This window comes from Streptomyces klenkii (assembly GCF_003626645.1).
GTDB lineage: Bacteria > Actinomycetota > Actinomycetes > Streptomycetales > Streptomycetaceae > Streptomyces > Streptomyces klenkii.
Map to the genome: position 1 here is coordinate 622,773 of NZ_RBAM01000002.1, position 26,551 is coordinate 649,323.

At 71.3% G+C, this 26,551-nt stretch carries 26 protein-coding genes and 5 tRNA genes; 18 read left to right on the forward strand and 13 right to left on the reverse strand.

From position 1 onward, the window contains the following. Positions 1 to 152: 152 nt before the first annotated feature. The 8 genes from D7231_RS06120 to D7231_RS06155 form a co-directional block, all read right to left on the reverse strand. The gene (locus D7231_RS06120) at positions 153 to 734 is read right to left on the reverse strand and encodes a GTP-binding protein (protein WP_049717346.1); all 582 of its coding nucleotides are present in this window, start codon (positions 732 to 734) and stop codon (positions 153 to 155) included. Continuing rightward, positions 715 to 1,239, reverse strand: a complete 525-nt coding sequence (locus D7231_RS06125; RefSeq protein WP_120753882.1) for a DUF742 domain-containing protein — start codon at positions 1,237 to 1,239, stop codon at positions 715 to 717. Before D7231_RS06125 ends, D7231_RS06120 begins: the two co-directional genes overlap by 20 nt. A gap of 82 nt (positions 1,240 to 1,321) precedes the next feature. Next, positions 1,322 to 1,744 (reverse strand): roadblock/LC7 domain-containing protein, encoded by a 423-nt coding sequence (locus D7231_RS06130; protein WP_049717348.1) that lies wholly within the window; start codon positions 1,742 to 1,744, stop codon positions 1,322 to 1,324. A 1-nt stretch (position 1,745) separates the two neighbouring features. Then, the gene (locus D7231_RS06135; RefSeq protein ID WP_120753883.1) at positions 1,746 to 4,952 is read right to left on the reverse strand and encodes a nitrate- and nitrite sensing domain-containing protein; all 3,207 of its coding nucleotides are present in this window, start codon (positions 4,950 to 4,952) and stop codon (positions 1,746 to 1,748) included. Positions 4,953 to 5,325: 373 nt separating this feature from the next. Then, positions 5,326 to 5,922 (reverse strand): GTP-binding protein, encoded by a 597-nt coding sequence (locus D7231_RS06140; protein ID WP_120753884.1) that lies wholly within the window; start codon positions 5,920 to 5,922, stop codon positions 5,326 to 5,328. Beyond that, complete coding sequence (locus D7231_RS06145; RefSeq protein WP_030370003.1) at positions 5,903 to 6,310, reverse strand: DUF742 domain-containing protein; 408 nt, start codon at positions 6,308 to 6,310, stop codon at positions 5,903 to 5,905. The genes D7231_RS06140 and D7231_RS06145 overlap by 20 nt, the downstream gene beginning before the upstream one ends. Positions 6,311 to 6,414: 104 nt before the next feature. Further along, positions 6,415 to 6,828, reverse strand: a complete 414-nt coding sequence (locus D7231_RS06150) for a roadblock/LC7 domain-containing protein (protein WP_190022198.1) — start codon at positions 6,826 to 6,828, stop codon at positions 6,415 to 6,417. 9 nt (positions 6,829 to 6,837) lie between these two features. Further along, the gene (locus D7231_RS06155) at positions 6,838 to 10,650 is read right to left on the reverse strand and encodes a nitrate- and nitrite sensing domain-containing protein (RefSeq protein ID WP_199739309.1); all 3,813 of its coding nucleotides are present in this window, start codon (positions 10,648 to 10,650) and stop codon (positions 6,838 to 6,840) included. A gap of 485 nt (positions 10,651 to 11,135) precedes the next feature. On the opposite strand from D7231_RS06155, the gene D7231_RS06160 reads away from it, so the two are divergent. The 10 genes from D7231_RS06160 to D7231_RS06205 all read left to right on the forward strand — a co-directional run bounded on the left by D7231_RS06160 (position 11,136) and on the right by D7231_RS06205 (position 16,102). Further along, positions 11,136 to 11,354 carry a hypothetical protein gene (locus D7231_RS06160; RefSeq protein ID WP_120753886.1) on the forward strand — a complete coding sequence of 73 codons (219 nt, stop codon included), beginning with the start codon at positions 11,136 to 11,138 and terminating at the stop codon, positions 11,352 to 11,354. A gap of 175 nt (positions 11,355 to 11,529) precedes the next feature. Continuing rightward, positions 11,530 to 12,312, forward strand: a complete 783-nt coding sequence (locus tag D7231_RS06165; RefSeq protein WP_120753887.1) for a fumarylacetoacetate hydrolase family protein — start codon at positions 11,530 to 11,532, stop codon at positions 12,310 to 12,312. Further along, complete coding sequence (gene gltX / locus D7231_RS06170; RefSeq protein WP_120753888.1) at positions 12,305 to 13,777, forward strand: glutamate--tRNA ligase; 1,473 nt, start codon at positions 12,305 to 12,307, stop codon at positions 13,775 to 13,777. Before D7231_RS06165 ends, gltX begins: the two co-directional genes overlap by 8 nt. 205 nt (positions 13,778 to 13,982) lie before the next feature. Beyond that, positions 13,983 to 14,054: transfer RNA gene (locus tag D7231_RS06175), tRNA-Gln, on the forward strand. Positions 14,055 to 14,135: 81 nt separating this feature from the next. After that, positions 14,136 to 14,208: transfer RNA gene (locus D7231_RS06180), tRNA-Glu, on the forward strand. A 39-nt stretch (positions 14,209 to 14,247) separates the two neighbouring features. Further along, positions 14,248 to 14,320, forward strand: a tRNA-Glu gene (locus D7231_RS06185). Between the two features lie 18 nt (positions 14,321 to 14,338). Next, positions 14,339 to 14,410, forward strand: a tRNA-Gln gene (locus D7231_RS06190). A gap of 43 nt (positions 14,411 to 14,453) precedes the next feature. After that, positions 14,454 to 14,529 (forward strand) — tRNA-Glu (locus tag D7231_RS06195). Between the two features lie 252 nt (positions 14,530 to 14,781). Continuing rightward, positions 14,782 to 15,123: an STAS domain-containing protein gene (locus tag D7231_RS36435; RefSeq protein WP_158673722.1), complete on the forward strand. Its 342-nt coding sequence runs from the start codon at positions 14,782 to 14,784 to the stop codon at positions 15,121 to 15,123. Beyond that, positions 15,113 to 16,102, forward strand: coding sequence for an MEDS domain-containing protein (locus tag D7231_RS06205; protein ID WP_120753890.1), 990 nt, complete (start codon positions 15,113 to 15,115; stop codon positions 16,100 to 16,102). Before D7231_RS36435 ends, D7231_RS06205 begins: the two co-directional genes overlap by 11 nt. A 145-nt stretch (positions 16,103 to 16,247) precedes the next feature. Here the strand turns inward: D7231_RS06205 and D7231_RS06210 are convergent, their stop codons facing one another. Continuing rightward, positions 16,248 to 16,919 carry a MerR family transcriptional regulator gene (locus D7231_RS06210; protein ID WP_120753891.1) on the reverse strand — a complete coding sequence of 224 codons (672 nt, stop codon included), beginning with the start codon at positions 16,917 to 16,919 and terminating at the stop codon, positions 16,248 to 16,250. 81 nt (positions 16,920 to 17,000) lie between these two features. On the opposite strand from D7231_RS06210, the gene D7231_RS06215 reads away from it, so the two are divergent. Then, the gene (locus D7231_RS06215; protein WP_120753892.1) at positions 17,001 to 17,504 is read left to right on the forward strand and encodes a DUF4188 domain-containing protein; all 504 of its coding nucleotides are present in this window, start codon (positions 17,001 to 17,003) and stop codon (positions 17,502 to 17,504) included. A gap of 195 nt (positions 17,505 to 17,699) precedes the next feature. On the opposite strand, the gene ndgR is transcribed toward D7231_RS06215, so the two are convergent. Continuing rightward, on the reverse strand, positions 17,700 to 18,428 hold the full coding sequence (gene ndgR, locus D7231_RS06220) for an IclR family transcriptional regulator NdgR (protein ID WP_030369295.1): 729 nt from the start codon (positions 18,426 to 18,428) through the stop codon (positions 17,700 to 17,702). Positions 18,429 to 18,555: 127 nt separating this feature from the next. On the opposite strand from ndgR, the gene leuC reads away from it, so the two are divergent. From leuC to D7231_RS06240, 4 genes are all read left to right on the forward strand, one after another. Beyond that, the gene (leuC, locus tag D7231_RS06225; RefSeq protein WP_241999588.1) at positions 18,556 to 20,025 is read left to right on the forward strand and encodes a 3-isopropylmalate dehydratase large subunit; all 1,470 of its coding nucleotides are present in this window, start codon (positions 18,556 to 18,558) and stop codon (positions 20,023 to 20,025) included. A 6-nt stretch (positions 20,026 to 20,031) separates the two neighbouring features. Further along, positions 20,032 to 20,625 (forward strand): 3-isopropylmalate dehydratase small subunit, encoded by a 594-nt coding sequence (leuD, locus tag D7231_RS06230; RefSeq protein ID WP_120753893.1) that lies wholly within the window; start codon positions 20,032 to 20,034, stop codon positions 20,623 to 20,625. 169 nt (positions 20,626 to 20,794) lie between these two features. Then, a complete protein-coding gene (locus tag D7231_RS06235) occupies positions 20,795 to 21,040 on the forward strand; it encodes an SCO5555 family protein (protein ID WP_120753894.1) in 246 nt (81 codons plus the stop codon). Between the two features lie 125 nt (positions 21,041 to 21,165). After that, complete coding sequence (locus tag D7231_RS06240) at positions 21,166 to 21,867, forward strand: HU family DNA-binding protein (RefSeq protein WP_120753895.1); 702 nt, start codon at positions 21,166 to 21,168, stop codon at positions 21,865 to 21,867. Between the two features lie 93 nt (positions 21,868 to 21,960). Here the strand turns inward: D7231_RS06240 and D7231_RS06245 are convergent, their stop codons facing one another. Both D7231_RS06245 and cofC read right to left on the reverse strand, forming a co-directional pair. Then, positions 21,961 to 22,185 (reverse strand): hypothetical protein, encoded by a 225-nt coding sequence (locus D7231_RS06245; RefSeq protein ID WP_120753896.1) that lies wholly within the window; start codon positions 22,183 to 22,185, stop codon positions 21,961 to 21,963. A gap of 9 nt (positions 22,186 to 22,194) precedes the next feature. After that, the gene (cofC, locus tag D7231_RS06250) at positions 22,195 to 22,929 is read right to left on the reverse strand and encodes a 2-phospho-L-lactate guanylyltransferase (protein ID WP_120753897.1); all 735 of its coding nucleotides are present in this window, start codon (positions 22,927 to 22,929) and stop codon (positions 22,195 to 22,197) included. 161 nt (positions 22,930 to 23,090) lie between these two features. Here cofC and D7231_RS06255 point away from each other — a divergent pair, with 161 nt between their 5' ends. The 3 genes from D7231_RS06255 to D7231_RS06265 are packed head-to-tail and all read left to right on the forward strand — an operon-like array spanning position 23,091 to position 26,021. Further along, positions 23,091 to 23,840 (forward strand): lysophospholipid acyltransferase family protein, encoded by a 750-nt coding sequence (locus D7231_RS06255; protein ID WP_030369302.1) that lies wholly within the window; start codon positions 23,091 to 23,093, stop codon positions 23,838 to 23,840. Then, positions 23,837 to 24,838: an NAD(P)H-dependent glycerol-3-phosphate dehydrogenase gene (locus D7231_RS06260; protein WP_120753898.1), complete on the forward strand. Its 1,002-nt coding sequence runs from the start codon at positions 23,837 to 23,839 to the stop codon at positions 24,836 to 24,838. Before D7231_RS06255 ends, D7231_RS06260 begins: the two co-directional genes overlap by 4 nt. Positions 24,839 to 24,872: 34 nt before the next feature. Beyond that, a complete protein-coding gene (locus tag D7231_RS06265) occupies positions 24,873 to 26,021 on the forward strand; it encodes a D-alanine--D-alanine ligase family protein (RefSeq protein WP_120753899.1) in 1,149 nt (382 codons plus the stop codon). A 15-nt stretch (positions 26,022 to 26,036) separates the two neighbouring features. On the opposite strand, the gene D7231_RS06270 is transcribed toward D7231_RS06265, so the two are convergent. Continuing rightward, the gene (locus D7231_RS06270) at positions 26,037 to 26,540 is read right to left on the reverse strand and encodes a DUF3515 domain-containing protein (RefSeq protein ID WP_120753900.1); all 504 of its coding nucleotides are present in this window, start codon (positions 26,538 to 26,540) and stop codon (positions 26,037 to 26,039) included. Positions 26,541 to 26,551 lie beyond the last annotated feature (11 nt).

Below are 26,551 nucleotides of genomic sequence, written 5' to 3' on the forward strand. Positions count from 1 at the left end.
CCGCCGCCCCGCACCGCCTCATGCGGCCCCGGCAACGCAGAAGGTCCCCGCAACGCGGAGGCTCTCCGCAACGCAGAAGGTCCCCGCACACTCCACCAGGAGCGCGGGGACCTTTCTGCGTCGATGGGGCCGGCGTCGGTGCGGCCGGGGCCTCACCGCAGGCGCGCCATCAGGGCGTGCTCGACCAGGGTGATCAGGGCGCTCTTCGCCTCGTTGCGGTGGCGGGCGTCGGTCGTGATGATCGGCGCGTCGGGGCCGATCTGGAGCGCCTCGCGGACCTCGTCCGGCGTGTAGGGCTGGTGCCCGTCGAAGCCGTTGAGGGCGATGACGAAGGGCAGGCCGCTGTTCTCGAAGTAGTCGACCGCGGGGAAGCAGTCGGCGAGACGGCGGGTGTCGACGAGCACCACGGCGCCGATGGCACCGCGGACCAGGTCGTCCCACATGAACCAGAAACGGTCCTGGCCCGGGGTACCGAACAGGTACAGGATCAGGTCCTGGTCCAGGGTGATACGGCCGAAGTCCATGGCCACGGTCGTCGTGGTCTTGTCCGGCGCGTGGGTGAGGTCGTCGATGCCCGCCGAGGCGGACGTCATCACGGCTTCGGTCCGCAGCGGGTTGATCTCCGAGACCGCACCGACGAACGTGGTCTTGCCCACGCCGAAACCGCCTGCCACCACGATCTTCGCGGAGGTGGTGGAGCGGGCTGCCTCGCCGCTAGAGGTTCCGAAGTCCACTGAGCACCCTTTCGAGCAGTGTCACGTCAGGCTGGCCGCCGGCGGACTCGTCGCCGCCGGGCTGATGGATGGCGACGAGCCCGGCCTCCGCCAAGTCGGCGACGAGGATTCGGGCGACGCCGAGGGGAATGGTGAGGAGCGCCGAGATCTCGGCGACCGACTTGATCTCGGTGCACAGGTGGCAGATGCGCTGGTGTTCCGGCAACTGCCCGTGAAGCTGGGCCGGCTGGGCCGTGGTGTGCACCAGCGCCTCGATGGCGAGCTGGTACCGCGGCCGGGTCCGGCCGCCGGTCATCGCGTAGGGGCGGACCAGCGGGTTGTTCCGCTTGCCCCCGGAGGGGGACTGCGACGCCCTGCGATGCTGGGACGTCTGTGGTACTTGCGGCGGCCGTGATGGCTCCGCCTGCGCACGCGGACTGGGTGCGGAGGGGAAGTTGAAGCGGTTCAGCGGAGGCTGAGCCTGCTGATCATTGCCATACGGGTAACCGCCGGGGGGCGTTGCCACGTCTCCTCCTCAACGTGCTGTCTGCTGCTGGTCGCGCCACCGCACCCTATGGCGCGGTGGCGCGAAACGCACTGCCTCTTTGCTAGTTGAGAAGGCTCCCCTGCAGTTCGGCGCGGAGGTCCGGGGTGAGGACGTTGCCCGCGCGGTCGACGAGGAGGGCCATCTCGTAGCCGACGAGGCCGATGTCGCACTCGGGGTGCGCCAGCACGGCCAGCGAAGAACCGTCGGAGATGGACATGATGAAGAGGAAGCCGCGCTCCATCTCCACTACGGTCTGGTTGACGGCGCCGCCTTCGAAGATGCGGGAGGCTCCGGCGGTCAGCGACGTCAGGCCGGAGGCGACCGCCGCCAGCTGGTCGGCGCGGTCCCTCGGGAAACCTTCGGACATCGCCAGAAGGAGTCCGTCGGCGGAGACCACGACGGTGTGGGACACCCCTGGGGTGTTCTCCACGAAACTGGTGATCAACCAGTTCAGGTTCTGCGCCGCCTGGCTCATCGGGCTCACACTAACGCTCCTGATCGTAGGTGCCGCCGGGGCCGAAGCCCTGGTCGTGTTGCTCATGCTGCGAAGTGGTGGCCGAACCGCTGTCGGCCCCCACGGTGCGCCCCTGCTGGACGCCGCGGCGGAGATTGCTCAGCCGGCCGCGTACGTCCTCAGGGGCACGGGATATCTGGGGTCCGCCCTGCGGCGTCTGCGCCGCCTTGCCCTCGATCAGATTGGCCTTGGGCACTCGGCGGGGCAGTCCGGAAGGGGTCACTCCGCCGGCCTTCGGATCCCGGAGCTGCTCGGCACGCTGCCAGCGCTCGTCGTTCTCCGATCGCCAGTCGGGGTTGTCACCCTCGTGAGGCTGCTGTGGGACGTCCTGCCGGGGCTGCTCCGGTTCGCCGGCCCCCGCGGCCTCTTCGACAGACTCGGACTGCTGCCACTGCGTCGCGCGGCGCGGCAGACCGGACCCGGTCAGCGAGTGGGAGCCGCTCGAAGCGGGGCCCGGACGGTCGAACTCTACGCGCTCGGGCTGCGCCGTGTCAGCGGGCGGCAGTGATTCCGAATCCGCACCGTAACCCTGCTGTACGCCGTCCTGGTACGTACCAGGCTGCTGCCAGACGTCGCTCCGGGTCTGACCGGTGGTCTCCCCGTACGACTGCTGCTGCGGGTAACCGGAGTCCGCGTAGCCCTGCTCGGCGTACTCCTGCTCCGGGTAACCGGAGTCCTGGTAGCCGTGCTGCGGCTGCTGCTGCTCGTACGAGCGGTCGTACGACTCCTCGTACGGCTGGTCGCCGATCGCCGGGAACTGCTCGGTGTGCTGGTGGCCCTGCTGCTCGTACGGCTGCTGCTGGTCGAACTGCGACTGCTGCTGCTCGTAGGGCTGCTGCTCGTGCTGCTGCTGGGGCACCTCGTCGCGGAACAGCGGGCGGTTGTCCGCCGCGGCCTCCAGCGCCGCGCGCCGCTCCTCGCGGAGCCGCGAACGGTTCACCGGGTCCAGCGCGGGGCTCGCCGTGCCGCCCTGCTGCTCGTAGCGGGAGTCGTCGAAGCCCAGCTCCGCCGCGGTCCGCATGCGGCCCATGGCGGGCGCCTGACCGGCCTGCGGCTGCTGCGGCTGCTCCGGGACCATCTGCGAGACCGTGAAGCTGTCGGGGGACTGCTCGTCCTCGCCGCCGCCACCGTGGGTGATCCGGTCCGGCAGCATGACCAGCGAGGTCGTGCCGGCCTGCTCGCCCGAGGGGCGCAGCTGGACCCGGATGCCGTGCCGCCCTGCCAGGCGGCCGACCACGAACAGGCCCATGCGCTGGGAGATCGCGGCGTCCACGGTCGGCGGGTTGGCCAGCTTGTGGTTGATGTCCGCGAAGTCCTCGGCGGTCAGGCCGATGCCCTTGTCGTGGATCTCGACCATCACGCGGCCGTCGGGCAGCCGCGTCGCGGTGACGCGCACCTTGGTGTGCGGGGAGGAGAACGTGGTGGCGTTCTCCAGGAGCTCGGCCAGCAGGTGGACGAGGTCGGTCACGGCGAGGCCGTGGATGTCCGCCTCCGGGACGCCCGAGAGCTCGATGCGCTCGTAGGCCTCCACCTCGGAGGAGGCGGCGCGCAGCACGTCCACCAGCGGGACCGGCTGGTCCCAGCTGCGGCCGGGCTCCTCGCCGGCGAGGACCAGGAGGTTCTCGCCGTTGCGGCGCATACGGGTGGCCAGGTGGTCCAGGCGGAAGAGGTTCTCCAGCTGGTCCGGGTCCGCCTCGTGCTCCTCGAGCTCGGTGATCAGGGTCAGCTGACCCTCGATGAGGCTCTGGTTGCGGCGCGAGAGGTTGGTGAAGATCGCGTTGACGTTGCCACGGAGCAGGGCCTGCTCGGCGGCGAGCCGGACGGCCTCGCGGTGGACCTGGTCGAAGGCGCGGGCGACCTCGCCGATCTCGTCCCGGGTGGTGATCGGGATCGGCTGGACGCGGGTGTCGACCCGGCCCGGGTCGGTCCGCGACAGCTGGTCGACCAGGGCCGGCAGGCGCTGCTCGGCCACGTCGAAGGCGGCGCGCCGCAGGTGGCGCATGTTGCGGCTCATGGAGCGGGCCATCATGCCGGCCACGAAGAACGCGAGCAGCAGGGCCACGATCATGATCGAGGAGTTGACGATCGCGTCGCGCTGGGCGTCGGAGGAGATCTTCTCGGCCTCGTCCACCGCCTTGTCGGTCAGGTACGTCTCGACCGAGCGGTACGCGTCGAACTTCGCCGTGGAGGCGTCCAGCCAGCCGTCGGCCGTGATGCCCGCGGTCTCCAGCTGCTTCGGCGTCTTGCCGGCCATGATGGCGCCGGCGATCTTCTCCTGCTCCGACGACTTCGCCTTGGTGGCGATGGCGTCGTTGAGCCGGCTGATGTCGTCCTCGGTGCCGCTCGCGTCGTACTCGGCGCGGGCGATGTACTCGAGGAAGTAGTAGGAGGAGAACGACGTCCGCTGGAGCTGCTGCTCCTTCGGGTCCGCGTTGTTCTGGACGAGCAGGTGGACGCCGATGGAGCGCTGGAGCGACTCGGCGGCCTTGGCCAGCGAGACGGCGTAGACCATGCGGCCGTACGAGGCGACGCTGTCGCTGCCCAGACCGGTGCCCAGCTCGTTGGCGAAGGCCATGAGGGGACGCTGGATCGCGCCGTAGCCGTCCTCGGTCTTCACGCCGCCCAGCTTCGCCGTGTACGCGTTCTTGCGCAGCTCCGGCAGGTTGCGCTCCGCCTCACGGAAGAGCTGCATGCGGCGGCGCAGCGACGCGGTGTCCGGCATGTTCTTGACGGTCTTGTCGAACTCCGCGCGGGCGGCGTCCGTCGCGTCCTGGGTCTTCTTGATGACCGGGTTCTCGCGGTCACCCGTGAGGAGCGGCTTGGCCGTCAGGTCGCGCTCGTCGATCACCGCGTGGGCGTAGGTGGCCGCGGCCCGCACCACTCGCGCGGTGTTCGCGGCGTCCTTCGCCTCCTCCCAGGTGTCGACCGATCCCTTGATGTCGAGGCCGCCGAAGACGAGGGCCACGATCACGGGGATGAGCAGGATCGCGTTCAGCCGGACGGGCACCCGCCAGTTGCGGGGTGAGAACCGGCCGCCGGAGCCCGCGGCGGGAGCCGGGGTCTCGGGCACGCTGGAAGCAGGGGAAGCCGAAGGCGGCACCGCTGCGCGTGACGGCGGGGTGAAGTTGCCTCGCCCGTCCTGCGTCTGCTGTGCGGCGCCCGTCTTTCTGCGCGTCACTCGACCAAAACCTCTCGGCGTCGGCACCCGGGGTGTGTGCCGTTTTTCGAACTGAGCCGTTACTGCTCAGTTCCTGGAATTCCAGCACGTCGGGGGTGCGCATTCCAAACAGCGGGGGCTCCCGCCAGGCCACTCGATTTGCCCGACATAAAACGGGCATTAAGAGCGAGCGGCGCCAAATGGCGGGCGACATGTGCGCAGAGTGAAACCGGCCGAACGCGGTCTGTTGCCGCGTCCGGCCGATTCTCTGTCGAAACGTTATGAACTCCGGGCCGGGTCGTGTCCAATGCCACAGCCTCGCGGCAGTGCCGCAAGGGGCAATGTACGTGACGCGTGACGTGCCGGAAGTTTCTGACGAACAGCCACCGAAGAGCTACTTCAGCCGGGCCATCAGGGCGTGCTCGACCAAAGTGATCAGAGCGCTCTTCGCCTCGTTGCGGTGGCGGGCGTCGGTCGTGATGATCGGCGTGTCCGGCCCGATCTGGAGCGCCTCGCGGACCTCCTCGGGAGCGTAGGGCTGGTGCCCGTCGAAGCCGTTGAGGGCGATGACGAAGGGCAGGCCGCTGTTCTCGAAGTAGTCAACCGCGGGGAAGCAGTCGGCGAGACGGCGGGTGTCGACGAGCACCACGGCGCCGATGGCACCGCGGACCAGGTCGTCCCACATGAACCAGAAACGGTCCTGGCCCGGCGTACCGAACAGATAGAGGATCAGGTCGTCATCGAGGGTGATACGGCCGAAATCCATCGCCACGGTCGTCGTGGTCTTGTCCTGAACGTGGCTCAGATCGTCGATCCCCGCCGAGGCGGAGGTCATGACGGCTTCGGTGCGCAGCGGACTGATTTCCGAGACCGCGCCGACGAACGTGGTCTTGCCCACGCCGAAGCCGCCCGCCACCACGATCTTCGCGGAGGTGGTGGAGCGGCCCGTGCCGCCACCACCCATCCCCCCGCTAGAGCTTCCGAAGTCCACTGAGAACCCTTTCGAGCAGTGTCACGTCCGGCGTCCCGCCGGACTCTCCGCTGCCGCCCGGCTGGTGGATCGCCACCATGCCGGCCTCCGCCAGGTCCGCGACGAGAATGCGCGCCACGCCGAGCGGCATGTTCAGCAGGGCCGAGACCTCGGCGACCGACTTGACCTCGCGGCACAGGTGGCAGATGCGCTGGTGCTCGGGGAGCAGGGTCCCGAGCACGGCCGGGTCGGCCGTGGAGCTGACCAGCGCCTCGATGGCGAGCTGGTAGCGCGGCCGGGTGCGGCCGCCCGTCATGGCGTAGGGGCGGATCAGCGGCTCTTCGCCTTCACTCCCGTACGGCGCATGATGAGAGGCGCCGTACGGGCCGGGCGAGGCGGGCGGGGTCATGAATCCTCCGGACGGGACAGCAGGACTGGCAATAATGCCGTCGGGCGCGGGCCGGTGGGGGGTTTTCGGCCGTACGGTCGGACGGGATCGGCGGTAAACATCGGTCAGTTCAGCAGACTGCCCTGGAGCTCGGCGCGGAGGTCCGGGGTGAGGACGTTGCCCGCGCGGTCGACGAGGAGGGCCATCTCGTAGCCGACGAGGCCGATGTCGCACTCGGGGTGCGCCAGCACGGCCAGCGAAGAACCGTCGGAGACGGACATGATGAAGAGGAAGCCGCGCTCCATCTCCACTACGGTCTGGTTGACGGGGCCGCCCTCGAAGATGCGGGAGGCTCCGGCGGTCAGCGACGTCAGGCCGGAGGCCACGGCCGCCAGCTGGTCGGCGCGGTCCCTCGGGAAACCTTCGGACATCGCCAGAAGGAGTCCGTCGGCGGAGACCACGACGGTGTGGGACACCCCTGGGGTGTTCTCCACGAAACTGGTGATCAACCAGTTCAGGTTCTGCGCCGCCTGGCTCATCGGACTCAACTAACGCTCCTGCTGGTAGGTGGGGTCAACGTTGTGGTTGCCCGTGGTCGAGGTGTTGCCGGCCTGACGCCCCTGCTGGATGCCCCGGCGGAGGTTGGTCAGACGGCCGCGCACGTCGTCGGGCGCACGCGAGACCTGCGGGCCGACCTGCGGGACCGCCTGCGTTTCCGCAGTGCCGTCGACGAGGTTCGCGCGCGGCACGCGGCGCGGCAGGCCGGAGGCGGTGGTGCCGCCCGAGGCGGGCTCGCGGACCTGCTCGGCCCGGCGCCAGCGCTCGTCGTTGGGGGACTGGCGCCAGTTGTCGGCCGCGGGCTGCTGGGCCTGGGGCGCCTGCGGGGCCTGGCGGGTCTGCGGGACGGGGCGGGCCTGCGAGGGGCGGACCGGCCGGCCCGCCTGCGGGGCCCGCGGCACGTCGCCGAGCGGACCGCGCTCCGGGTCCTGGAGGGACCGGCTCGGCTGACGCTTCGGAAGGCTGTCCGTGGACGGGGCCTGCGCGGACTGCTCCGGCGCGGCGGCCTGGTCCTCGGCGGTGCCCCGGAACCAGTTGGACTCCAGCTCCTCGAACAGCGGCGAGCTGTGCCCGGCCTCACGCAGCGCCGGACGGGCGAACTGACCGGTGGTGCTGGTCAGCGGGTCGTCATCGGCTTCCGGCTGGGCGTACTGGCCGGAGGTGCTGTTCGGCGTGTCGCCCTGTACGGGGCGGGCGAACTGGCCCGACGTGCTGTTCGGTGCCTCGCCGAGGGCGGGGCGGTCGTACTGGCCCGAGGTGCTGCTGGGCGTGTCGCCCTGCATGGGGCGGGCGTACTGACCGGACGTGCTGTTCGGTGCCTCGCCGAGGGCGGGGCGCTCGTACTGGCCGGACGTGCTGCTGGGCGTGTCGCCCTGCATGGGGCGGGCGAACTGGCCCGACGTGCTGTTCGGGGCGTCGACGGGGCGGGGGCGCTCGAACTGCCCCGTGCCGCCGGACGCGTCCGGACCCGCACCGATCGCCGGGAACTCGGCGGTGTCGCCGGGACCGGCGCTCGGCAGGGCCGCACGGGGCGAGGCCTGAGGCGCGGGGAACTGCCCCGTGCGCTCGACGTCCTCGTGACCGCGCGGCGTGTCCTGCGCGGAGCGCGAGGAGTTGTTGCCGGCGACCGGCCAGTCGTCCACGGGGGCGGCGGGCTTCGGCGCCTGGGGCGCCTTGGGCGCGCCGGAGGACTGCTCGCTGCCCCAGCTCGGGGCCTGACGGGCCGGAAGCTCGCCGGCGCCGTTGCCGCGACCGGACTGGCCGTTCTGACCGTTCTGGCCCGGCTGACCGGGGCGGCCGCCCTGCTGGTTCGGCTGCGCGGGCTGCTGCTTGCGGCGGCCCTTGCCCGCCTGAGGCGTGCCCGCCTGAGGCGCGGGCGGCGGCACCGCGGCGGGGCCGCCGTTGCCACGGGTCGGCAGCGCGGGGCGGCCGCCGGCACCCTGGGCGGGCGCCTGGCCCGCACCGCCGCGCGGCGTGGTGTCGAAGAGGCTGCCCGCGGCGGGGTTGGCGCCACCGGGCGCCGGGGCGGGACGCGCGGGCAGGCCGCCGTCGGGCGCACCCTGGCGCGGGGGCAGCGCGGGGCGCTGCTGGCCGCCCGCGGCCGGCACCTGCCGGCGCGGGGCGGGAGCCGCGAGGCCGGGGTTGCCGCCCGGGGCGCCGGGCGCACCGTTGCCGCCGGCCGGGGGCACGGCGCCGGGCATCGGCTTCTTGCCGCCCTGGGCGACGTCGACCGGCAGCATGACGAGCGCGGTCGTACCGCCCGAGTCGGACGGCCGGAGCTGGATGCGGATGCCGTGTCGCAGGGACAGGCGGCCGACCACGAACAGACCCATGCGCCGCGAGACCGAGACGTCCACGGTCGGCGGGCTGGCGAGCCGCTCGTTGATGGAGGCGAGGTCCTCCTGGGAGAGACCGATGCCGGTGTCGTGGATCTCGACCAGCACCCGCCCGTCGGGCAGGGCGTGGCCGGTGACCTTGACCTTGGTCTGCGGGGAGGAGAACGACGTCGCGTTCTCCAGCAGCTCGGCGAGGAGGTGCACGAGGTCGTTGACAACGCGGCCGGCGACCTCGGTCGGCGGCACGCCGCTCAGCTCGATGCGCTCGTACTGCTCCACCTCGGACGCGGCGGCGCGGAGCACGTCGACGAGCGGCACGGGGCGGGTCCACCGGCGGCCCGGCTCCTCACCCGCGAGGACGAGGAGGTTTTCGCCGTTACGGCGCATGCGGGTCGCGAGGTGGTCGAGCTTGAACAGCGAGGACAGCTGGTCCGGGTCGGCCTCGCGGCTCTCGAGCTCGGAGATGAGCGAGAGCTGACGCTGGATGAGGCCCTGGCTCCGGCGCGAGAGGTTGGTGAACATCGCGTTGACGTTGCCCCGCAGAAGGGCCTGCTCGGCGGCGAGGCGGACGGCCTCGCGGTGCACGTCGTCGAAGGCCGCGGCCACCTTGCCGATCTCGTCGAGGCTGTGCACGCCGACGGACTCCACGGACGTGTCGACGTCCTGCGGGTCGGTCTCGGAGAGCTGCTTGACGAGCTCGGGCAGACGGTCCTGGGCGACTCGCTGGGCGGTGTCCTGAAGGCGGCGCAGCGAGCGCACCATGGAGCGGGCCACGACGAAGGCGCCGACGAGCGAGATGCCGAGGACGAGGATGATCAGGACACCGTTGAGGATGGCCTCCTGCTGGGCTTCGTCACGCAGCTCGAGGGCCTTCTGCTCCATCTGGGAGAGCAGGGTCTGCTCGATCTTGGACATCTCGCCGAGCTTGACCGAGGCCTGGTCGTACCAGTCCTTGTAGGACTTCGGCTCGTTCTTGATGCCGTCGGCCTTGGTGAAGACGCGGTCGGTGTAGGTCTTGGCGGTCGTGATGTCCGGGTTGCCGCCGTTGATCGCCTGGAGCAGCTGCTGGGAGTCGCCGCCGCGGATGGCGGTGAAGCGGCGGATCGCCTCGTTCTCCGCGTCGTACGCCTCGCGACCGTACTGCTGGTCGTTCTGCGAGAGGTACGGGCCCTTCTTGTTGGCGAGGGCGGCGCTGATGACGGCGCGCTGGATCGACGCGTACTCCTTGGCGGCGGAGAACGTCGCCAGGGCACGCGTGCTGGTGATCATATCGGCGTTGCTGGTCGCCTGGGCCATGTCCTGGGACAGCGACAGCAGGGCGTTGATCAGGCCGTCGTAGTTGTTGACCGACCGGGCGATGTAGTCGCTCTGGCTCGGCTTGAACGAGTCGTCCCGGACCTGCTTGATCTTGTTCAGCTGCCGGGTGATGTCGACCAGGGTGGTCTGCACGCCGACCATCGTCGGGTCGGTCGGCTTCACGCCCCGGGTGGTCCCGTTGAAGGCGTCGATGGCCTGGTTGGTCTTCTCCCGCGACGCGGTCACGGCGTCGTCGCCGGGGTTGCCGTCCATCATCGGGCCGGCGGACCGGTCGCGCTCCTCCTGGAGCGCGTTGGCGAGCTGGGTCGCCTTGCCGGTCATGTCCGTGAGGAGCTTCATGTGGTCGAGCTGGTCGACGTTGGTGAGCGCGTCGTTGATCCGCAGACCACCCAGCGTCGTCGCGGCGACGACCGGCAGGGCCAGCAGGGAGACGAGGCGGGTACTAATGCGCCAGTTGCGCAGGGCTATTCGTGAGCCCGGCCCGCTCGGCAGCTTGGCCTTGTTCGCCTTGGCCTTCGCCTTTGACGTGGCCTGCGGCCGGTCGGCGGATCCGTCGCCGGCCTGCCCCTCGGCGGACGGGCCGCGGTCGGTCGCACCGCGCGGCTCCGGCTCCGCCGCAGCGCTGCCATCCCTCTTGAAACGTCCCTGCACTAGCGTCGCAACCTCTGGACCAGGCGCCCCGCCGGTAGAAGGCGGGACGGTGTCGAGTCGTGGGGGGACCGCGGTTGCCCCCTGGCGGTCCGTGGAATTCCAGCACAGTGGCAGATCTCCAACAAGGCCGGTGCACCGCACCGGCTCCGGCATCACGCTCAGTGCCGGAATTCGTCACGGGGCGTAGAGGACCAGGGCCTTTATAAGGGGCTTATTCGGACAGATCGCAGGGTCGGCGAGGAGGCTCGTCGGGTGTCCCAGATTCCATGATCAGGAGCGGAACGTCAGGTTCAGGCCTGCAATGTCCGTTTCGCGAGCGCTGAACCGCCGTCCGGTTTGCGGCATATTTCGGCGTACTCGTGAGCAAACTCACAAGCAGCTGAGGACTTCACTCGCGGACGCGTGGGGATAGGCGCGCCTAGCCTGGTCCTTTACACAGGCCGCGAGAACGACCAGCGCACCACGACACCGCGAGGCAGTAAGTGATGACCACGACGACGAAGCTGACGTCCCGGAATGCGACCCCGAAGGCGAACCGCAAGACCGCCAACCCGCGTCGCACGACGCTCGTCCACCTCGACGACAGCGCCTCTCTGCGGATCGCCGAGGCCGTCGCCCACGCCACCGAGCTCCCGCAGGTCACCGCGAACCCGCGCCGCACCGTGCTGATGACGGCCCCCGTCATCGTCCTCCCGCAGGACTGAGCCCGCTCGGGGGCCGGGGCGGCGGCCCCGGCCCGTCCCGGCCCGGCTCCGGACCCGCCCTCCGCGGCGGGACCGCCTCCGCGGCCGGACCCGGCGCGCACGGGTGACCCGGCGGCCCCCGCGATAGCCTGGGGTCTCAGACTCCGGCCGGATCAGATAGGGGCAAAAGCTTCCCGTGCGCATCGCCAGGTTCTCCATCGACGGCAACGTCGGCTACGGCGTCGTGGAGGGGGATGCCGCCACAGAAGGCGGCCCCGTCCTCGACATCATCAAGGGCATCCCCTACGGCGACTTCGAGCGCTCCGGGACGAAGGTCCCGCTGGACAAGGTCCGGCTGCTCCCGCCCGTCCTGCCCAGCAAGGTCGTGGCCATCGGCCGCAACTACGCGGAGCACGCCGCCGAGCTCGGCAACGAGGTCGGCGACCTCCCCGTGGCCTTCCTCAAGCCCTCCACCTCGGTGATCGGCCCCGGCGCCGCCATCGAGTACCCCTCCTTCTCCAGCGAGCTGCACCACGAGGCCGAGCTGGCCGTCGTCATCGGCCGCATGTGCCGCGAGGTCCCGCGCGAGCGCGTCAAGGACGTCATCCTCGGCTACACCTGCGCCAACGACGTCACCGCGCGCGACGCCCAGCAGCGCGAGAAGCAGTGGGCCCGCGCCAAGGGCTTCGACACCTCCTGCCCGCTCGGCCCCTGGATCGAGACCGAGCTGGACCCGAGTGACCTCGGGATCATGTGCACGGTCAACGGCGAACAGCGTCAGCTGGGCCGCACGGCCGACATGGTGCGCTCCATCGAGGACCTGATCGTCCACATCACCGAGGCGATGACGCTGCTCCCCGGCGACGTCGTCCTCACGGGCACCCCGGCCGGAGTCGGACCGCTCAACGTCGGCGACGAGGTCGCCGTCACCATCGAAGGCATCGGCACTCTCACCAACAAGGTGATCAAGCGTGGCTAACGCGAACGTCCGCGTACGTTTCTGTCCCTCCCCGACCGGCAACCCCCACGTGGGCCTGGTCCGCACCGCCCTCTTCAACTGGGCGTTCGCCCGCCACCACGGCGGCACCCTGGTCTTCCGCATCGAGGACACCGACGCGGCGCGCGACTCCGAGGAGTCGTACGAGCAGCTCCTCGACTCGATGCGCTGGCTGGGCTTCGACTGGGACGAGGGCCCCGAGATCGGCGGCCCCCACGCGCCGTACCGCCAGTCGCAGCGCATGGACATCTACAAGGACGTCGCGCAGAAGCTCCTGGACGGCGGCTACGCGTACCGCTGCTACTGCACCGCCGAGGAGCTCGACGAGCGCCGCGAGGCCGCCCGCGCCGCCGGCCGCCCCTCCGGCTACGACGGCAAGTGCCGCGTCGTCACGCCCGAGCAGCAGGCGGCGTACGAGGCCGAGGGCCGCGCCTCCATCGTGCGCTTCCGGATGCCCGACGAGGCCATCACCTTCACCGACCTCGTCCGCGGCGAGCTGACCTTCACCCCGGAGAACGTGCCGGACTACGGCATCGTCCGGGCCAACGGCGCGCCGCTCTACACGCTGGTCAACCCCGTCGACGACGCGCTGATGGAGATCACCCACGTCCTGCGCGGCGAGGACCTGCTCTCTTCCACGCCCCGGCAGATCGCCCTCTACAAGGCGCTGATCGAGCTGGGCGTCGCCAAGACCGTCCCGGAGTTCGGCCACCTGCCGTACGTGATGGGCGAGGGCAACAAGAAGCTCTCCAAGCGCGACCCGCAGGCCTCCCTCAACCTCTACCGGGAGCGCGGCTTCCTCCCGGCGGGCCTGCTCAACTACCTCTCGCTGCTGGGCTGGTCGCTCTCCGCCGACCAGGACATCTTCTCGATGGACGAGATGGTCGCGGCCTTCGACATCAAGGACGTCAACGCCAACCCGGCCCGCTTCGACCTCAAGAAGGCCGAGGCGATCAACGCCGACCACATCCGGCAGCTGGACGTGAAGGCGTTCGCCGAGGCCTGCGAGCCCTGGCTGCGGGCGCCCCACGCCCCCTGGGCGCCGGAGGCCTTCGACCGGGCCGCCTGGGAGGCCATCGCGCCCCACGCCCAGACCCGCCTCACGGTCCTGTCCGACATCACCGCCAACGTCGACTTCCTCTTCCTCGACGAGCCGGCCGAGGACGAGGCGTCCTGGGCCAAGGCGATGAAGGAGGGCTCGGACGCCCTGCTGCGCACGGCCCGCGCCAAGCTGGCCGACGCCGAGTGGAACGCCGAGGCCGTCAAGGCCGCCGTCGTCGCCGCCGGCGAGGAGCACGGCCTGAAGCTCGGCAAGGCCCAGGCGCCGGTCCGCGTCGCCGTCACCGGCCGCACGGTCGGCCTGCCGCTGTTCGAGTCCCTGGAGATCCTGGGGCGCGAGCGCACGCTCGCCCGCGTGGACGCGGCGCTGGCGAAGCTCACCGCGTGATCGCCGCCTGACGCACGGCCCGCACGGGGCCCGGCAGCCCCTCCCGGAGCTGCCGGGCCCCGCGGCGTCTGTGCGGGAGCGTCTATCGATTTTGGCGCCCCGTCCTCCTTCGGGTAATGTTCTTCCTGCGCCGCCCGAGAGGGCCGAGAGGCCGGAGCGGAGGGCGCAAGCCGGACAAGACCCCCTGAGGGGGGTGGAGTTACGGTGGGGTATGGTGTAATTGGCAGCACGAGGGTTTCTGGTTCCCTTAGTCTAGGTTCGAGTCCTGGTACCCCAGCAAGAGAAATTCTTCACCGAAATTCTCTCGCAAAACTACTGGTAAAGTAGAAACGCGCGAAAGCGCAAAAGTGAAGTGCAAGCCCCCGTTGTGTAGCGGCCTAGCACGCCGCCCTCTCAAGGCGGTAGCGCCGGTTCGAATCCGGTCGGGGGTACAGATTTCCACTCAGGGGGACCTGAAGGAGATCGCTAGGGCCCCCGTTGTGTAGCGGCCTAGCACGCCGCCCTCTCAAGGCGGTAGCGCCGGTTCGAATCCGGTCGGGGGTACTGGTTATCAAACCACCATGGGCTATGGTGTAATTGGCAGCACGAGTGATTCTGGTTCATTTAGTCTAGGTTCGAGTCCTGGTAGCCCAGCGCAGATTGCTTTTTGAGTCTGCAAGAGCAAAATAAAAAGCAGGCCCCCGTTGTGTAGCGGCCTAGCACGCCGCCCTCTCAAGGCGGTAGCGCCGGTTCGAATCCGGTCGGGGGTACCACAGGAGAGAATGCCTCCCGCATACGCGGGGGGCATTTTTTCATGCGGCCTTCCGCGCGCCCCGGCCCGGCCCGATAATCCCCCCATGGCCCATCCCAGCGGCGGCCGGCGCCGGTCCCGCCGCGCCACGGAGCCCTGCCCGCCGCGGAGTTCGGGCGCCGGCGGGGCGCCTCCGCAGCGTCCGCACGACATCCGCCGCCGAGAGCCCGCCGCGCCGGGCGCCCCCGCAGCGGCCCATTCCAGGAGCGTCGAAGTGGATCCTCTCGTCCGCACGGCCGAACTGACCGTCGTCGCCACCGTCAGCCCGCCGGGACTGCGGATCGAAGGGGTGGTCGACGCGGACTCCCACCGCCACCTCAGGGAGGCCCTCCAGTCGGTGGCCTCCGTCCGCGGCGACCTGCGCCTGGAGATGTCCCGCGTGGAGTTCCTGGACCTCGCCGGGCTGCGGCTGCTCATGACCTTCGCCCGGGCCCGCGCCGCCCGCCACTGCACCGTGGAGCTCGCCGGAGTGCCGCCCCACCTGCTCCAGGTCATCACCCTCATCGGCTGGGACGCCACGCCGGGCCTGCGGCTGGGGGCCGCGCATGGCTGCTGACCGCACCGGCCCGGCCGCGTTCGTCCACCACGCCTGCCTGTACGGCTCCGACGCGGAGTTCCTGGCGATGGCGGTGCCCTTCGTACGGGACGGGCTCGCGGCCGGGGAACCCGTCCTCGCCGCCACGACGCCCGCCAACATCGAGCTGCTGCGCGAGGCCCTGGGCGAGAGCGCCCACCACCTCGACACCGCCGAGACCGCCTACTTCGGCCGCCGCCCCGTCGAACGGGTCTCCGCCTTCCTGCGCCATCACGAACGGCGCGCCCGGCCCGGCCGGCGCACCCGCATGATCGCCGAACCGGTGTGGGCCGGCCGCTCCGCCCGCCAGACCGCCGAGTGGAAACGCATGGAGTCCGGGCTCAACGTGCTCCTCGCCGGACTGCCCGTGTGGATGGTCTGCCCCTACGACACCCGCGTCGTTCCCAATGACGTGGCGGAGGCGGCCTTGGCCACCCATCCCGTCCGCCTGGACGGCGAGCGGCAGGCCCCGTGCGCGTCGTACGCGGACCCGGCGGCTTACGCGGCTGCGGTGGACGGGCCGGCCGCCTCATGCGCGCCGCCGTCGGCCGCCTGCACGGGGCCCACGGGCGACGCGTCCGTGCTGCGCCGTCTCGCCCGCGAACGGGCCGCAGGGGCGGGCCTGACCGGCGGCCGGCTCGCCCTGGCCGAACTGGCCGCGCATGAGGCCGCCGCCTACCTGCTGGCCGCGGAGGGCGCGCGCGTCACGCTGAGGGCGTGGGAGGAGCCGGGCGCCGTGGTCTACGAGCTACGGCGCACGGAGCGGGAGGGCGGGCGCATAGGGCGGGACGCGGATGTCCCGCCCTTCGCGGGCTACCGGCCGCCCGGTGACGCGCAGGGGGCGGAAGACGGCCTGTGGCTCGCCCGCACCCTCGGCGACTCCCTGGAACTGCGCGCACGGGGCCCGGAGACGGTCCTCACGCTGAGAGTGCCGGGCCCGGGCGACGCGGAGCGGCTGTGAGGGGGCCTGGGGCGCGGACGGCGGGGGCGTGAGGCGCTTGCGGTGGGGGCGCGCATGAGGCGGGCGTGAGGGCCGCATGAGGCGCGGCGCTCGCCCGGGCATGAGGCCCGCCTGAGGCGCTGCGGAGCCCTGGGGGCTCACCGCCTCATGCCCCGGCGGTGCTGTCGGCCCCGTCATCGTCCATGAAGCGCCGCGCCGACTCCTCGGCGTGCGCGAGGCGGCGCAGGCTCAGCAGCACCGGCTCGTAGAGGACCGTGAGCGCGACGGCCGCCTCGATCTGCCCGGCCTCCGTGGGCTGCTCCTCGACCATGTCCAGATCCGTGACCGCGAGCTGTGCGGCGAGCCGCGCGTACGGCAGCAGGTGCGCGACACCGCACGGGTAGCCGAGGCGCCTGAGCGCGGCGACCGCCGCGACCAGCGTGCGGTGGGCGGGGGACACCTCCCCGGCCTTCTGGTCGTGCCGCCAGCCGACGTGCTCCAGGAGGGCGCCCACCGTGCGGCCCGCCGCGGCCGCGTCAGGGTCGTCCTCCGGGGGCTCCGGTTCGGCCGGCAGCGCCCACGTGGCCGCGCCGAGTCTCAGATGGTGGTCCAGGGACTCGTCCTCCGCGGCGGCGATGACCTCGCGCGCGGTGGCCACCGGCACCTTGCCCAGCTGGATCAGGGCCCGCACCAGGCGCAGCCGGCGGACGTGCGCGTCGTCGTACTCGGCCTGGGTGGCGGAGACCCTGCGGCCGGGCTGGAGCAGCCCCTCGCGCAAGTAGTACTTGATCGTGGCGGTGGACACGCCACTGCGTTCGCTCAGCTCGGCCAGTCGCATGTCCTCTTGCGCCCTTCGTTGGGGAGTGGCACTATCCAAGCATGGATAGCGACGCTATCCAATGAATGGGGGAGTGTTCTCATGAGCGCACAGCCGATACCGGAACGGGTTACCGCCGCGGCCGAAGGCGACGTGGTCGTCTTCCTGATCGGAATGCGGATCAACCGCTGGCGGGCGGTGCGCCACTGGGTACCCGCCCTCCGCGCGATGCCGCGCATGCTCAAGGAGCTCGCGCGCGACGAGCACAGCGGACTGCTGGGCTTCCGGCAGTTCGCGAGCGGCCCGAGGAACCTCGTCGTCATCCAGTACTGGGAATCCCGCGAGAAGCTGCTCGCCTACGCCGCGGACGGGAGCAAAGAGCACCGCCCCGCGTGGGCGGCGTTCAACCGTCGCGCGCGGGGCAGCGAGGGAGCCGTAGGCATCTGGCACGAGACGTACGTCGTGCCGGCCGGCTCGTACGAGTCGATCTATTCCGGCATGCCGGAAACCGGGCTCGGCAAGGCCTACGGCGTCGAGCCGGTGGCCAGGCGCGGCGAACGCGCGGCAGAGCGGTTCACGAGCAGCGGCGGCGAGACGGCTGCCTGAGGCGGGCGCATGGGGAGTGCCCGAGGCGGCCGCATGAGGCAGTGCATGGGGCGGGCGCATGGGGCGCTGCTCGGTCCCATGAGGCGACGGTTGTCCGTCGCGTGAGGCGGGCTGTGCGGAGCAGGACGGGCCCGCATGAGGCCCTCACGCGGCCCGCCTCATGCGCCCCGCACCCGCCCCACGCGGCCCCTCCCGTCAGCCGTTGCGGCGCAGCGCCTCCGTGAGGCGCATCGCGGCGTCCAGCACCGCCTGGGCGTGCATGCGCCCCGGGTGCCGCGTGAGGCGCTCGATCGGTCCGGAGACCGAGACGGCGGCGACCACGCGGTTGGACGGCCCGCGCACGGGCGCGGACACCGAGGCGACGCCCGGCTCCCGCTCGCCGATCGACTGCGCCCAGCCCCGGCGCCGCACGCCCGAGAGCGCCGTCGCCGTGAAACGGGCCCCCTGGAGGCCGCGGTGCAGCCGCTCCGGCTCCTCCCACGCCATCAGGACCTGGGCGGCCGAGCCGGCCTTCATCGGCAGCGTGGAGCCCACCGGCACCGTGTCCCGCAGGCCGGACAGCCGCTCCGCCGCGGCCACACAGATGCGCATGTCGCCCTGGCGGCGGTAGAGCTGCGCGCTCTCGCCCGTCACGTCCCGCAGGTGGGTGAGCACGGGGCCCGCCGTCGCCAGGAGCCTGTCCTCGCCCGCCGCGGCCGCCAGCTCGCTCAGCCGCGGGCCGAGGATGAACCGGCCCTGCATGTCCCGCGCCACCATCCGGTGGTGCTCCAGCGCCACCGCCAGCCGGTGCGCCGTCGGGCGCGCCAGGCCCGTGGCCGTGACGAGCCCCGCCAGGGTCGCCGGACCGGACTCCAGCGCGCTCAGCACCAGAGCCGCCTTGTCGAGTACTCCCACGCCGCTCGAGGCGCCACCAGTGTTGTCCATGCAACGATACTTGCGTCTCACAGTGTGAAACGCAAGTTCAAATTTCCCGGAGAAGCCTCAACCTGGTTGGAGAGCACCCGCAGCCACAGGAATGTGACCGGCGACGAAGCCGGCCGGAGGGACAGCGATGGGACGCACACTCGCAGAGAAGGTTTGGGACGACCATGTCGTCAGGCGCGCTGAGGGCGAGCCCGACCTGCTCTACATCGACCTGCACCTGCTCCACGAGGTCACCAGCCCCCAGGCCTTCGACGGCCTCCGCAAGGCCGGCCGCCCCGTGCGCCGCCTGGACCTCACCATCGCCACCGAGGACCACAACACCCCGACCCTCGACATCGACAAGCCCATCGCCGACCCGGTCTCGCGCACGCAGCTGGAGACGCTGCGCAGGAACTGCGCCGAGTTCGGGGTCCGGCTGCACCCGCTGGGCGACGTCGAACAGGGCGTCGTCCACGTAGTGGGACCGCAGCTGGGACTGACCCAGCCCGGCACCACCGTCGTCTGCGGCGACAGCCACACCTCCACCCACGGTGCGTTCGGTGCGCTGGCGTTCGGCATCGGCACCAGCCAGGTCGAGCACGTCCTCGCCACCCAGACGCTGCCGCTGGCCCCGTTCCGCACCATGGCGGTCACCGTCGACGGCGAACTGCCCGAGGGCGTCACCGCCAAGGACCTGATCCTCGCCGTCATCGCCCGCATCGGCACCGGCGGCGGCCAGGGCTACGTCATCGAGTACCGCGGAACGGCCATCGAGCAGCTTTCGATGGAGGCGCGGATGACCGTGTGCAACATGTCCATCGAGGCGGGCGCCCGTGCGGGCATGATCGCGCCCGACGAGACCACCTTCGCCTACCTGAAGGACCGGCCCCACGCCCCCCAGGGGGACGACTGGGACGCCGCCGTCGCCTACTGGCGCACCCTGCGCACCGACGACGACGCCGTCTTCGACCACGAGGTCGTCATCGACGCCGCCGAGCTCTCCCCGTTCGTCACCTGGGGCACCAACCCGGGCCAGGGCGCCCCCCTGTCGGCGGCCGTCCCCGACCCCGCCTCGTACCCCGACCCGTCCGACCGCCTGTCCGCCGAAAAGGCCCTGGAATACATGGGGTTGACGGCGGGTCAGCCGCTGCGCGACATCCGCGTCGACACCGTCTTCGTGGGCTCGTGCACCAACGGCCGGATCGAGGACCTGCGCGCCGCCGCGGCCGTCCTGGAGGGCCGCCGGATCGCCGACGGCATCCGCATGCTGGTCGTCCCCGGCTCCGTACGGGTGTCCCTCCAGGCCGTCGGCGAGGGGCTGGACAAGGTCTTCACCGCGGCCGGCGCCGAGTGGCGCCACGCGGGCTGTTCGATGTGCCTCGGCATGAACCCCGACCAACTCGCGCCGGGCGAGAGGTCCGCGTCGACCTCCAACCGCAACTTCGAGGGCAGGCAGGGCAAGGGCGGCCGTACGCACCTGGTCTCGCCCCAGGTGGCCGCCGCCACCGCCGTACTGGGCCATCTGGCCTCCCCGGCCGACCTCTCCGACCTCCCCGGCCAGTCCGCCCCGTCCGGCCCGGCCGGCGCGTCCGACGTCCGCACTCCCCTGGGGGCCTGAACCGTCATGGAAGCTTTCACCACGCACACCGGCCGCGCCGTACCGCTGCGCCGCAGCAACGTCGACACCGACCAGATCATCCCCGCGCACTGGCTCAAGAAGGTCACCCGCGACGGGTTCGAGGACGGTCTGTTCGAGGCCTGGCGCAAGGACCCCGAGTTCGTGCTGAACCGCCCCGAGCGCCGCGGGGCCAGCGTCCTGGTGGCCGGCCCGGACTTCGGCACCGGCTCCTCCCGCGAGCACGCGGTCTGGGCGCTGCAGAACTACGGCTTCAAGGCGGTCGTCTCCGCGCGCTTCGCCGACATCTTCCGCGGCAACTCGCTCAAGAACGGTCTGCTGACGGTCGTCCTGCCGCAGGAGACCGTTGACGCCCTCTGGGAGCTGACCGAGGCCGACCCCACCGCCGAGGTGACCGTCGACCTCGTCGCGCGCCAGGTCCGGGCCGAGGGGATCACGGCTGATTTCGACCTTGACGAGAACGCCCGGTGGCGTCTGCTGGAGGGGCTGGACGACATCGGCCTGACCCTCCGGCACGAGGCCGACATCGCCTCTTTCGAGGCCGGAAGGCCCTCCTTCAAGCCCTCCACAGCCCGGATCTGACACGGATTTCGTGCCCCTCCGCCCGCCCCGGAGGGCTTCCGGAGGACCCCGGATTTTCGCTGCTCACCTAGGGTTTGGCATGATGCGCCCCCTGTCTTCGGACAGGGGGCGCATCGCTCTGTTGAGGCCCTGTGAAGCGACAACTCGCCTCAGATGGCACAATCGGTGCATGGAACGCGACAGCCAACTCGAGCTTTTCCGGCTCGTTGCGGACCGGCTCAAGGAAGCGCACTCCCGGGTGCGCACACTGCAAGTCCCGGAGGGCGTACGGATGGCGCTGTCCCGGAAGCTGCTGGCCATCACGGCCGCGGCGAAGCACGATCTCTCAGGCGCCGCAATGCGTCTGGACCGGCTGATGAACGACCTCGACGAGGGCCGTTTCCCCGAAGAGCCCGACCGTGACGGAACTCCGTGATGGTCGAGTTCGTTGCGGCACAAGGGTGATTAGACCGTTTCGTGTTTGATTTGCGGTATATATCTGCCTAACGTGCGAAAAGGCTGGAGCGCATTCGTTCCAGCAATGTCTCCGAAGGGGAAGACGTGAACAAGGCGCAGCTCGTTGAAGCGATTGCCGACAAGCTCGGCGGCCGTCAGCAGGCCGCAGACGCCGTCGACGCGGTGCTCGACGCGATCGTCCGCGCGGTCGTCGCGGGTGACCGGGTCTCGGTCACCGGCTTCGGCTCGTTCGAGAAGGTCGACCGCCCGGCCCGTTACGCCCGCAACCCGCAGACGGGTGAGCGCGTGCGGGTCAAGAAGACCTCGGTGCCGCGCTTCCGCGCGGGTCAGGGCTTCAAGGACCTGGTGAGCGGCTCGAAGAAGCTGCCCAAGGGCGGCGAGGTCTCCGTCAAGAAGGCGCCCAAGGGCAGCCTTTCGGGCGGCAAGGCCACCACCAAGGCCGCGGCGAAGAAGGCCACCGCCAAGAAGACGACGGCGAAGAAGGCCACCACGGCCGCCACCGCCAAGAAGGCCGCCGCGAAGAAGACCACGACGGCGAAGAAGACCACGGCCGCCGCCAAGAAGACGACGGCGAAGAAGACCACGACGGCCAAGAAGACGACGGCTGCCGCCAAGAAGACCGTCGCCAAGAAGGCCGCTCCGGCGAAGAAGGCCACCACGGCCGCCACCGCCAAGAAGGCCGCCGCGAAGAAGGCGCCCGCCAAGAAGGCCACGGCCACCAAGGCCACGACGCGCAAGACCACCGCGCGCAAGACCACCGCCAAGAAGACCGCTGCCAAGAAGTAAGGCGGCGAACGGCGTCACGCGCCGGGCCGGGCTCCCCTCGGGGAGCCCGGCCCGCGGTGTGTACAGGCGCATGGAGGAGCGCTTGCGGCGCCCTCAGAACGTTTGCAGTGTCACCAGCGTCACGCGGCGGCCCTCCGGGGTCCCCTCGGCGCCGGCAGCGGGCCCCGTGCACTCGATGCGCACCCGCTGGCCCGGCCGGAGCAGGCGCAGGCCCCCCGCGTCGAACGCCGCGGCGTCGAAGGGCAGCGGGGTGCCGTCGTCCAGGAGGACGCTCCCGGAGCGCGTCTGAGGGTCGAAGGTGTACGCGGTGGCCTGCATGCCAGCAGCCTAGTCGGCGCACGGGGCGGAGCGTTCCGCCGCGGGCGCCTCATGCGGCTGCGCACCGTCCACGGGGCCCTGCCGCATGAGGCGGCCGCCCCATGCCCCATGCGCCCCCGCCGACGCCCCCACGGCAGCAGCCGTACGGGGCCCCACGCCCAGCGCCAGAGCGGCCCGCAAATCCTCCTCCGTGTCCACGTCCCGGCGTACGGAATCCACCCCGGCCAGCCCGATCTCGCGGGCTCCCGAACCGAGGTGACGGGCGCGCGAATGTCCTTCGAACGCCGGCGCCAATTCCATTCCCGGCGCCGCCGCCAGCAGCGTCGTTCCGATTCCCGCCGCGTCCGCGAGAAATGTGCGGGGGAATTCCGCGGCCGAATCGAGCACCCGCGCCAGTTCCGCCGGGCGCAGCGCGGGAAGGTCCGCGTTGAGCGTCGCCACGGCCGTGTCCGGCCGCTCGCTCCGTACGCTCCGCGCACCGTGCGCAAGGGCGCCGTTCAGGCCGCCGGGCCCCCCGGGTTCGGCCACGACGCGCGCCCCGAGGGCGGTCAGCTCGGCCCCCGCCAGCGGATCGCCCGTGACGACCACCACATCCCGTACCGCCGCACAGGCCAGTGCCGCGGCCACCGTGTCCACCGCGAACGCCAGCGCGAGGCCGGCCCGCGCCTCCTCCCCGGCCCCCCTGGCGAGACGGCTCTTGGCCAGGGCCAGCGGCTTCACCGGCACCACCAGCGTCCAGACCACATCCGCCCCCTCTCTTCGCAACAGCCTCATTGTCACCCGCTGCCGCAGCCGCCCACGGAGCGCGGGGTTACGGTGTTCTCGACAGACCGGGGACCTGGGGCGACACTTGTGCGGCCTCCGGGTTCAGCACAGAGCCCAGGTCCCAAGAGAAGGGTGTCCGAGTGTCCCGCCACAGAATCGGCTTCTGGTACCGCTTTACGGCGGTGTTGGCAAAACCGCCGCTCGTGGTTCTGTTCAAGCGGGACTGGCGAGGAATGGAGCACATTCCGGCCGACGGCGGTTTTATTACCGCCGTCAACCACAACTCGTATCTCGACCCGCTCTCCTACGCGCACTACCAGTACAACACCGGGCGCGTCCCCCGCTTCCTCGCCAAGGCGGCCCTGTTCAAGGGCAGCTTCGTCGGCGCGATCCTGCGCGGCACCGGCCAGATCCCCGTCTACCGGGAGTCGGCCGACGCCGCGGCCGCCTTCAAGGCCGCCGTCGAGGCCATCAACAAGGGCGAGTGCGTGGCCTTCTACCCCGAGGGCACCCTCACCCGCGACCCTGACATGTGGCCCATGGAGGGCAAGACCGGCGCCGCCCGCGTCGCCCTCCTCACCCGCGCCCCGGTCATCCCCGTCGCCCAGTGGGGCGCCAACGAGGCCATGCCGCCGTACGCCAAGGAGAAGAAGCTCCAGCTCTTCCCCCGCAAGACCCTCAAGGTCATCGCCGGCCCGCCCGTGGACCTCTCCGCGTACTACGGCAAGGAGCCCACCGCGGACGTCCTGCGCGCCGCGACCGACGACATCATGACCGCCATCACCGCCCTCCTCGCCGAACTGCGCGGCGAGCCGGCCCCCGCCGAGCCGTACAACCCCAAGAAGGCCCGCGCCGCGGCCCGCCGCAAGGCCCAGGAGGACGACAAGTGACACGCTGCGCCGTCTACGGCACCGGTTCCTGGGGAACCGCCTTTGCCATGATCCTCGCGGACGCCGGCTGCGAGGTCACCATGTGGGGCCGGCGCGCCGCCGTCGTGGAGGCGATCAACACCACCCGCACCAACCCCGACTACCTCCCGGGCACCGAGCTCCCGCCCTCCGTACGGGCCACCACCGATCCCGCCGTGGCCGCACGGGGCGCCGAATTCACCGTCCTCGCCGTCCCCTCCCAGACCCTGCGCGGCAACCTCACCGAGTGGGCGCCCCTGCTGCCCGCCGACACCGTTCTCGTCTCCCTGATGAAGGGCATCGAGCTCGGCACCGCCAAGCGCATGAGCGAGGTCGTCGAAGAGGTCGCCAAGGTCTCCGCCGGCCAGGTGGCCGTCCTGACCGGCCCCAACCTCGCCAAGGAGATCGCCGCCCGGCAGCCCGCCGCCGCCGTCGTCGCCTGCCGCGACGAGTCCGTGGCCAAGCGGCTCCAGGCCGCCTGCCACACCGCTTACTTCCGCCCGTACACCAACACCGACGTCGTCGGCTGCGAACTCGGCGGCGCCGTCAAGAACGTCATCGCCCTCGCCGTCGGCATCGCCGACGGCATGGGGCTCGGCGACAACGCCAAGGCCTCCCTCATCACCCGAGGCCTGGCCGAGACCACCCGCCTGGGGCTCGCCATGGGCGCCGACGCGCACACCTTCGCCGGCCTCGCCGGCATGGGGGACCTCGTCGCCACCTGCGCCTCGCCGCTCTCCCGCAACCGCACCTTCGGCGCGAGCCTCGGCCGCGGCATGACCCTCGCCGAGACCGTGGCCGTCACCAAGCAGACCGCGGAGGGCGTCAAGTCCTGCGAGTCGGTGCTCGATCTGGCGCGCCGCCACGGCGTCGACATGCCGATCACGGAGACCGTCGTGGAGATCGTGCACGAGGGCAAGCCGCCGCTCGTCGCCCTCAAGGAGCTGATGTCGCGCAGCGCCAAGCCCGAGCGGCACTGACGCGGCCCGCACCACGAGGTACTCTCGTCGCGATATGAGCAGCGAGATCACCCCCCAGAGCCCTGGCCGGAAGCCGCGTGTGGCGGTCGTCTTCGGCGGCCGCAGTTCCGAGCACGCCATTTCCGTGGTCACCGCCGGCGCCGTGCTGCGCGCCATCGACCGCACGAAGTACGACGTGCTGCCGATCGGCATCACCACCGAAGGACGTTGGGCGCTCACCGCCGACGACCCCGAGCGGATGGCCATCGCCGACCGCACGCTGCCGAGCGTCGCGGGGCTCGCCCAGTCGCCCGACGGCACCGTCGTCCTGCCGGTCGACCCCTCCGACCGCGAGATCGTCTACACGGAGCCGGGCGCCGTGCCCAAGGCCCTGGGCGAGGTCGACGTGGTCTTCCCCGTGCTGCACGGCCCCTACGGCGAGGACGGCACCCTCCAGGGCATGCTGGAGCTCGCCGGCATCCCGTACGTGGGCGCCGGAGTGCTCGCCTCGGCCGTCGGCCAGGACAAGGAGTACATGAAGCGCGTCTTCATCTCCTTCGGCCTGCCCGTCGGCCCGTACGAGGTCATCCGCCCCCGCGAGTGGGACACCGACCCGGCCGCAGCCCGCAAGAAGATCGTCGACTTCGCCGGCGAGCACGGCTGGCCCGTCTTCATCAAGCCCGCCCGCGCCGGCTCCTCCATGGGCATCACCAAGGTCGACGACGTCTCCGGCCTGGACGACGCCGTCGCCGAGGCCCGCCGCCACGACCCGAAGATCCTCGTCGAGTCGCTGCTGCGCGGCCGGGAGATCGAGTGCGGCGTCCTGGAGTTCGAGGACGGGCCGCGCGCCAGCGTCCCCGCCGAGATCCCCCCGGTCACCGCCCACGACTTCTACGACTTCGAGGCGAAGTACATCGACTCCGCCGCCGGCCTCGTCCCCGCGCCGCTGACGCCGGAGGAGACGGCACGGGTGCAGGAGCTCGCCATCGAGGCCTTCGACGCCGCCTCGTGCGAGGGCCTCGTGCGGGCCGACTTCTTCCTCACCGAGGACGGCGAGTTCGTCATCAACGAGATCAACACCCTGCCGGGCTTCACGCCCATCTCCATGTACCCGCGCATGTGGCAGGAGAGCGGCGTCGGCTACACCGAGCTGATCGACCGCCTCATCCAGGCGGCGCTGCGCCGGCCGACCGGCCTGCGCTAGCCCCCGCGCACCGCGCTAGACGACCCCCACCGGGATCGTCTTCGCGACGGCGCCGGCGAGATCGGTGAGCGCACTGAGATCGCCGGCCCCGCCGACGACCTGCCCCGGCAGCGTCACCTCCACGAACGCCTCCCGCAGGGTGGTCGTGCAGCGGACGCTGCCGTCCGGCTGCCGCTCCGGCAGCCAGTCCACACCGTCGATCTCCACCGAGTCCGCGGCGGGGTTGTAGTGTTCGGAACCGGGCTTGATGATCTCGGGACGCTCCACCCCGCAGCGCAGGGCGATCGGGGGATCGCCCCACACTGCGGTGAAGTCCGAGACGGGATCGGCGGTGCGCCGCTCCTTCCCGCCCACGGTCTTCGGCAGCTCCTTGTGCAGCGCCCGGCAGAGCCCGGCGGCCCGCGCCGGCGGCGTGGGCACCGCGGGCCCCTCCGTGCCGCCCGCCGGCGAGCAGCCGGCGGCCGCGCACAGCACGACGACAGCGGGCAGGCCGAAGGGCCGGCGAAGGAAAGACTTCACCGGCCGAGCAT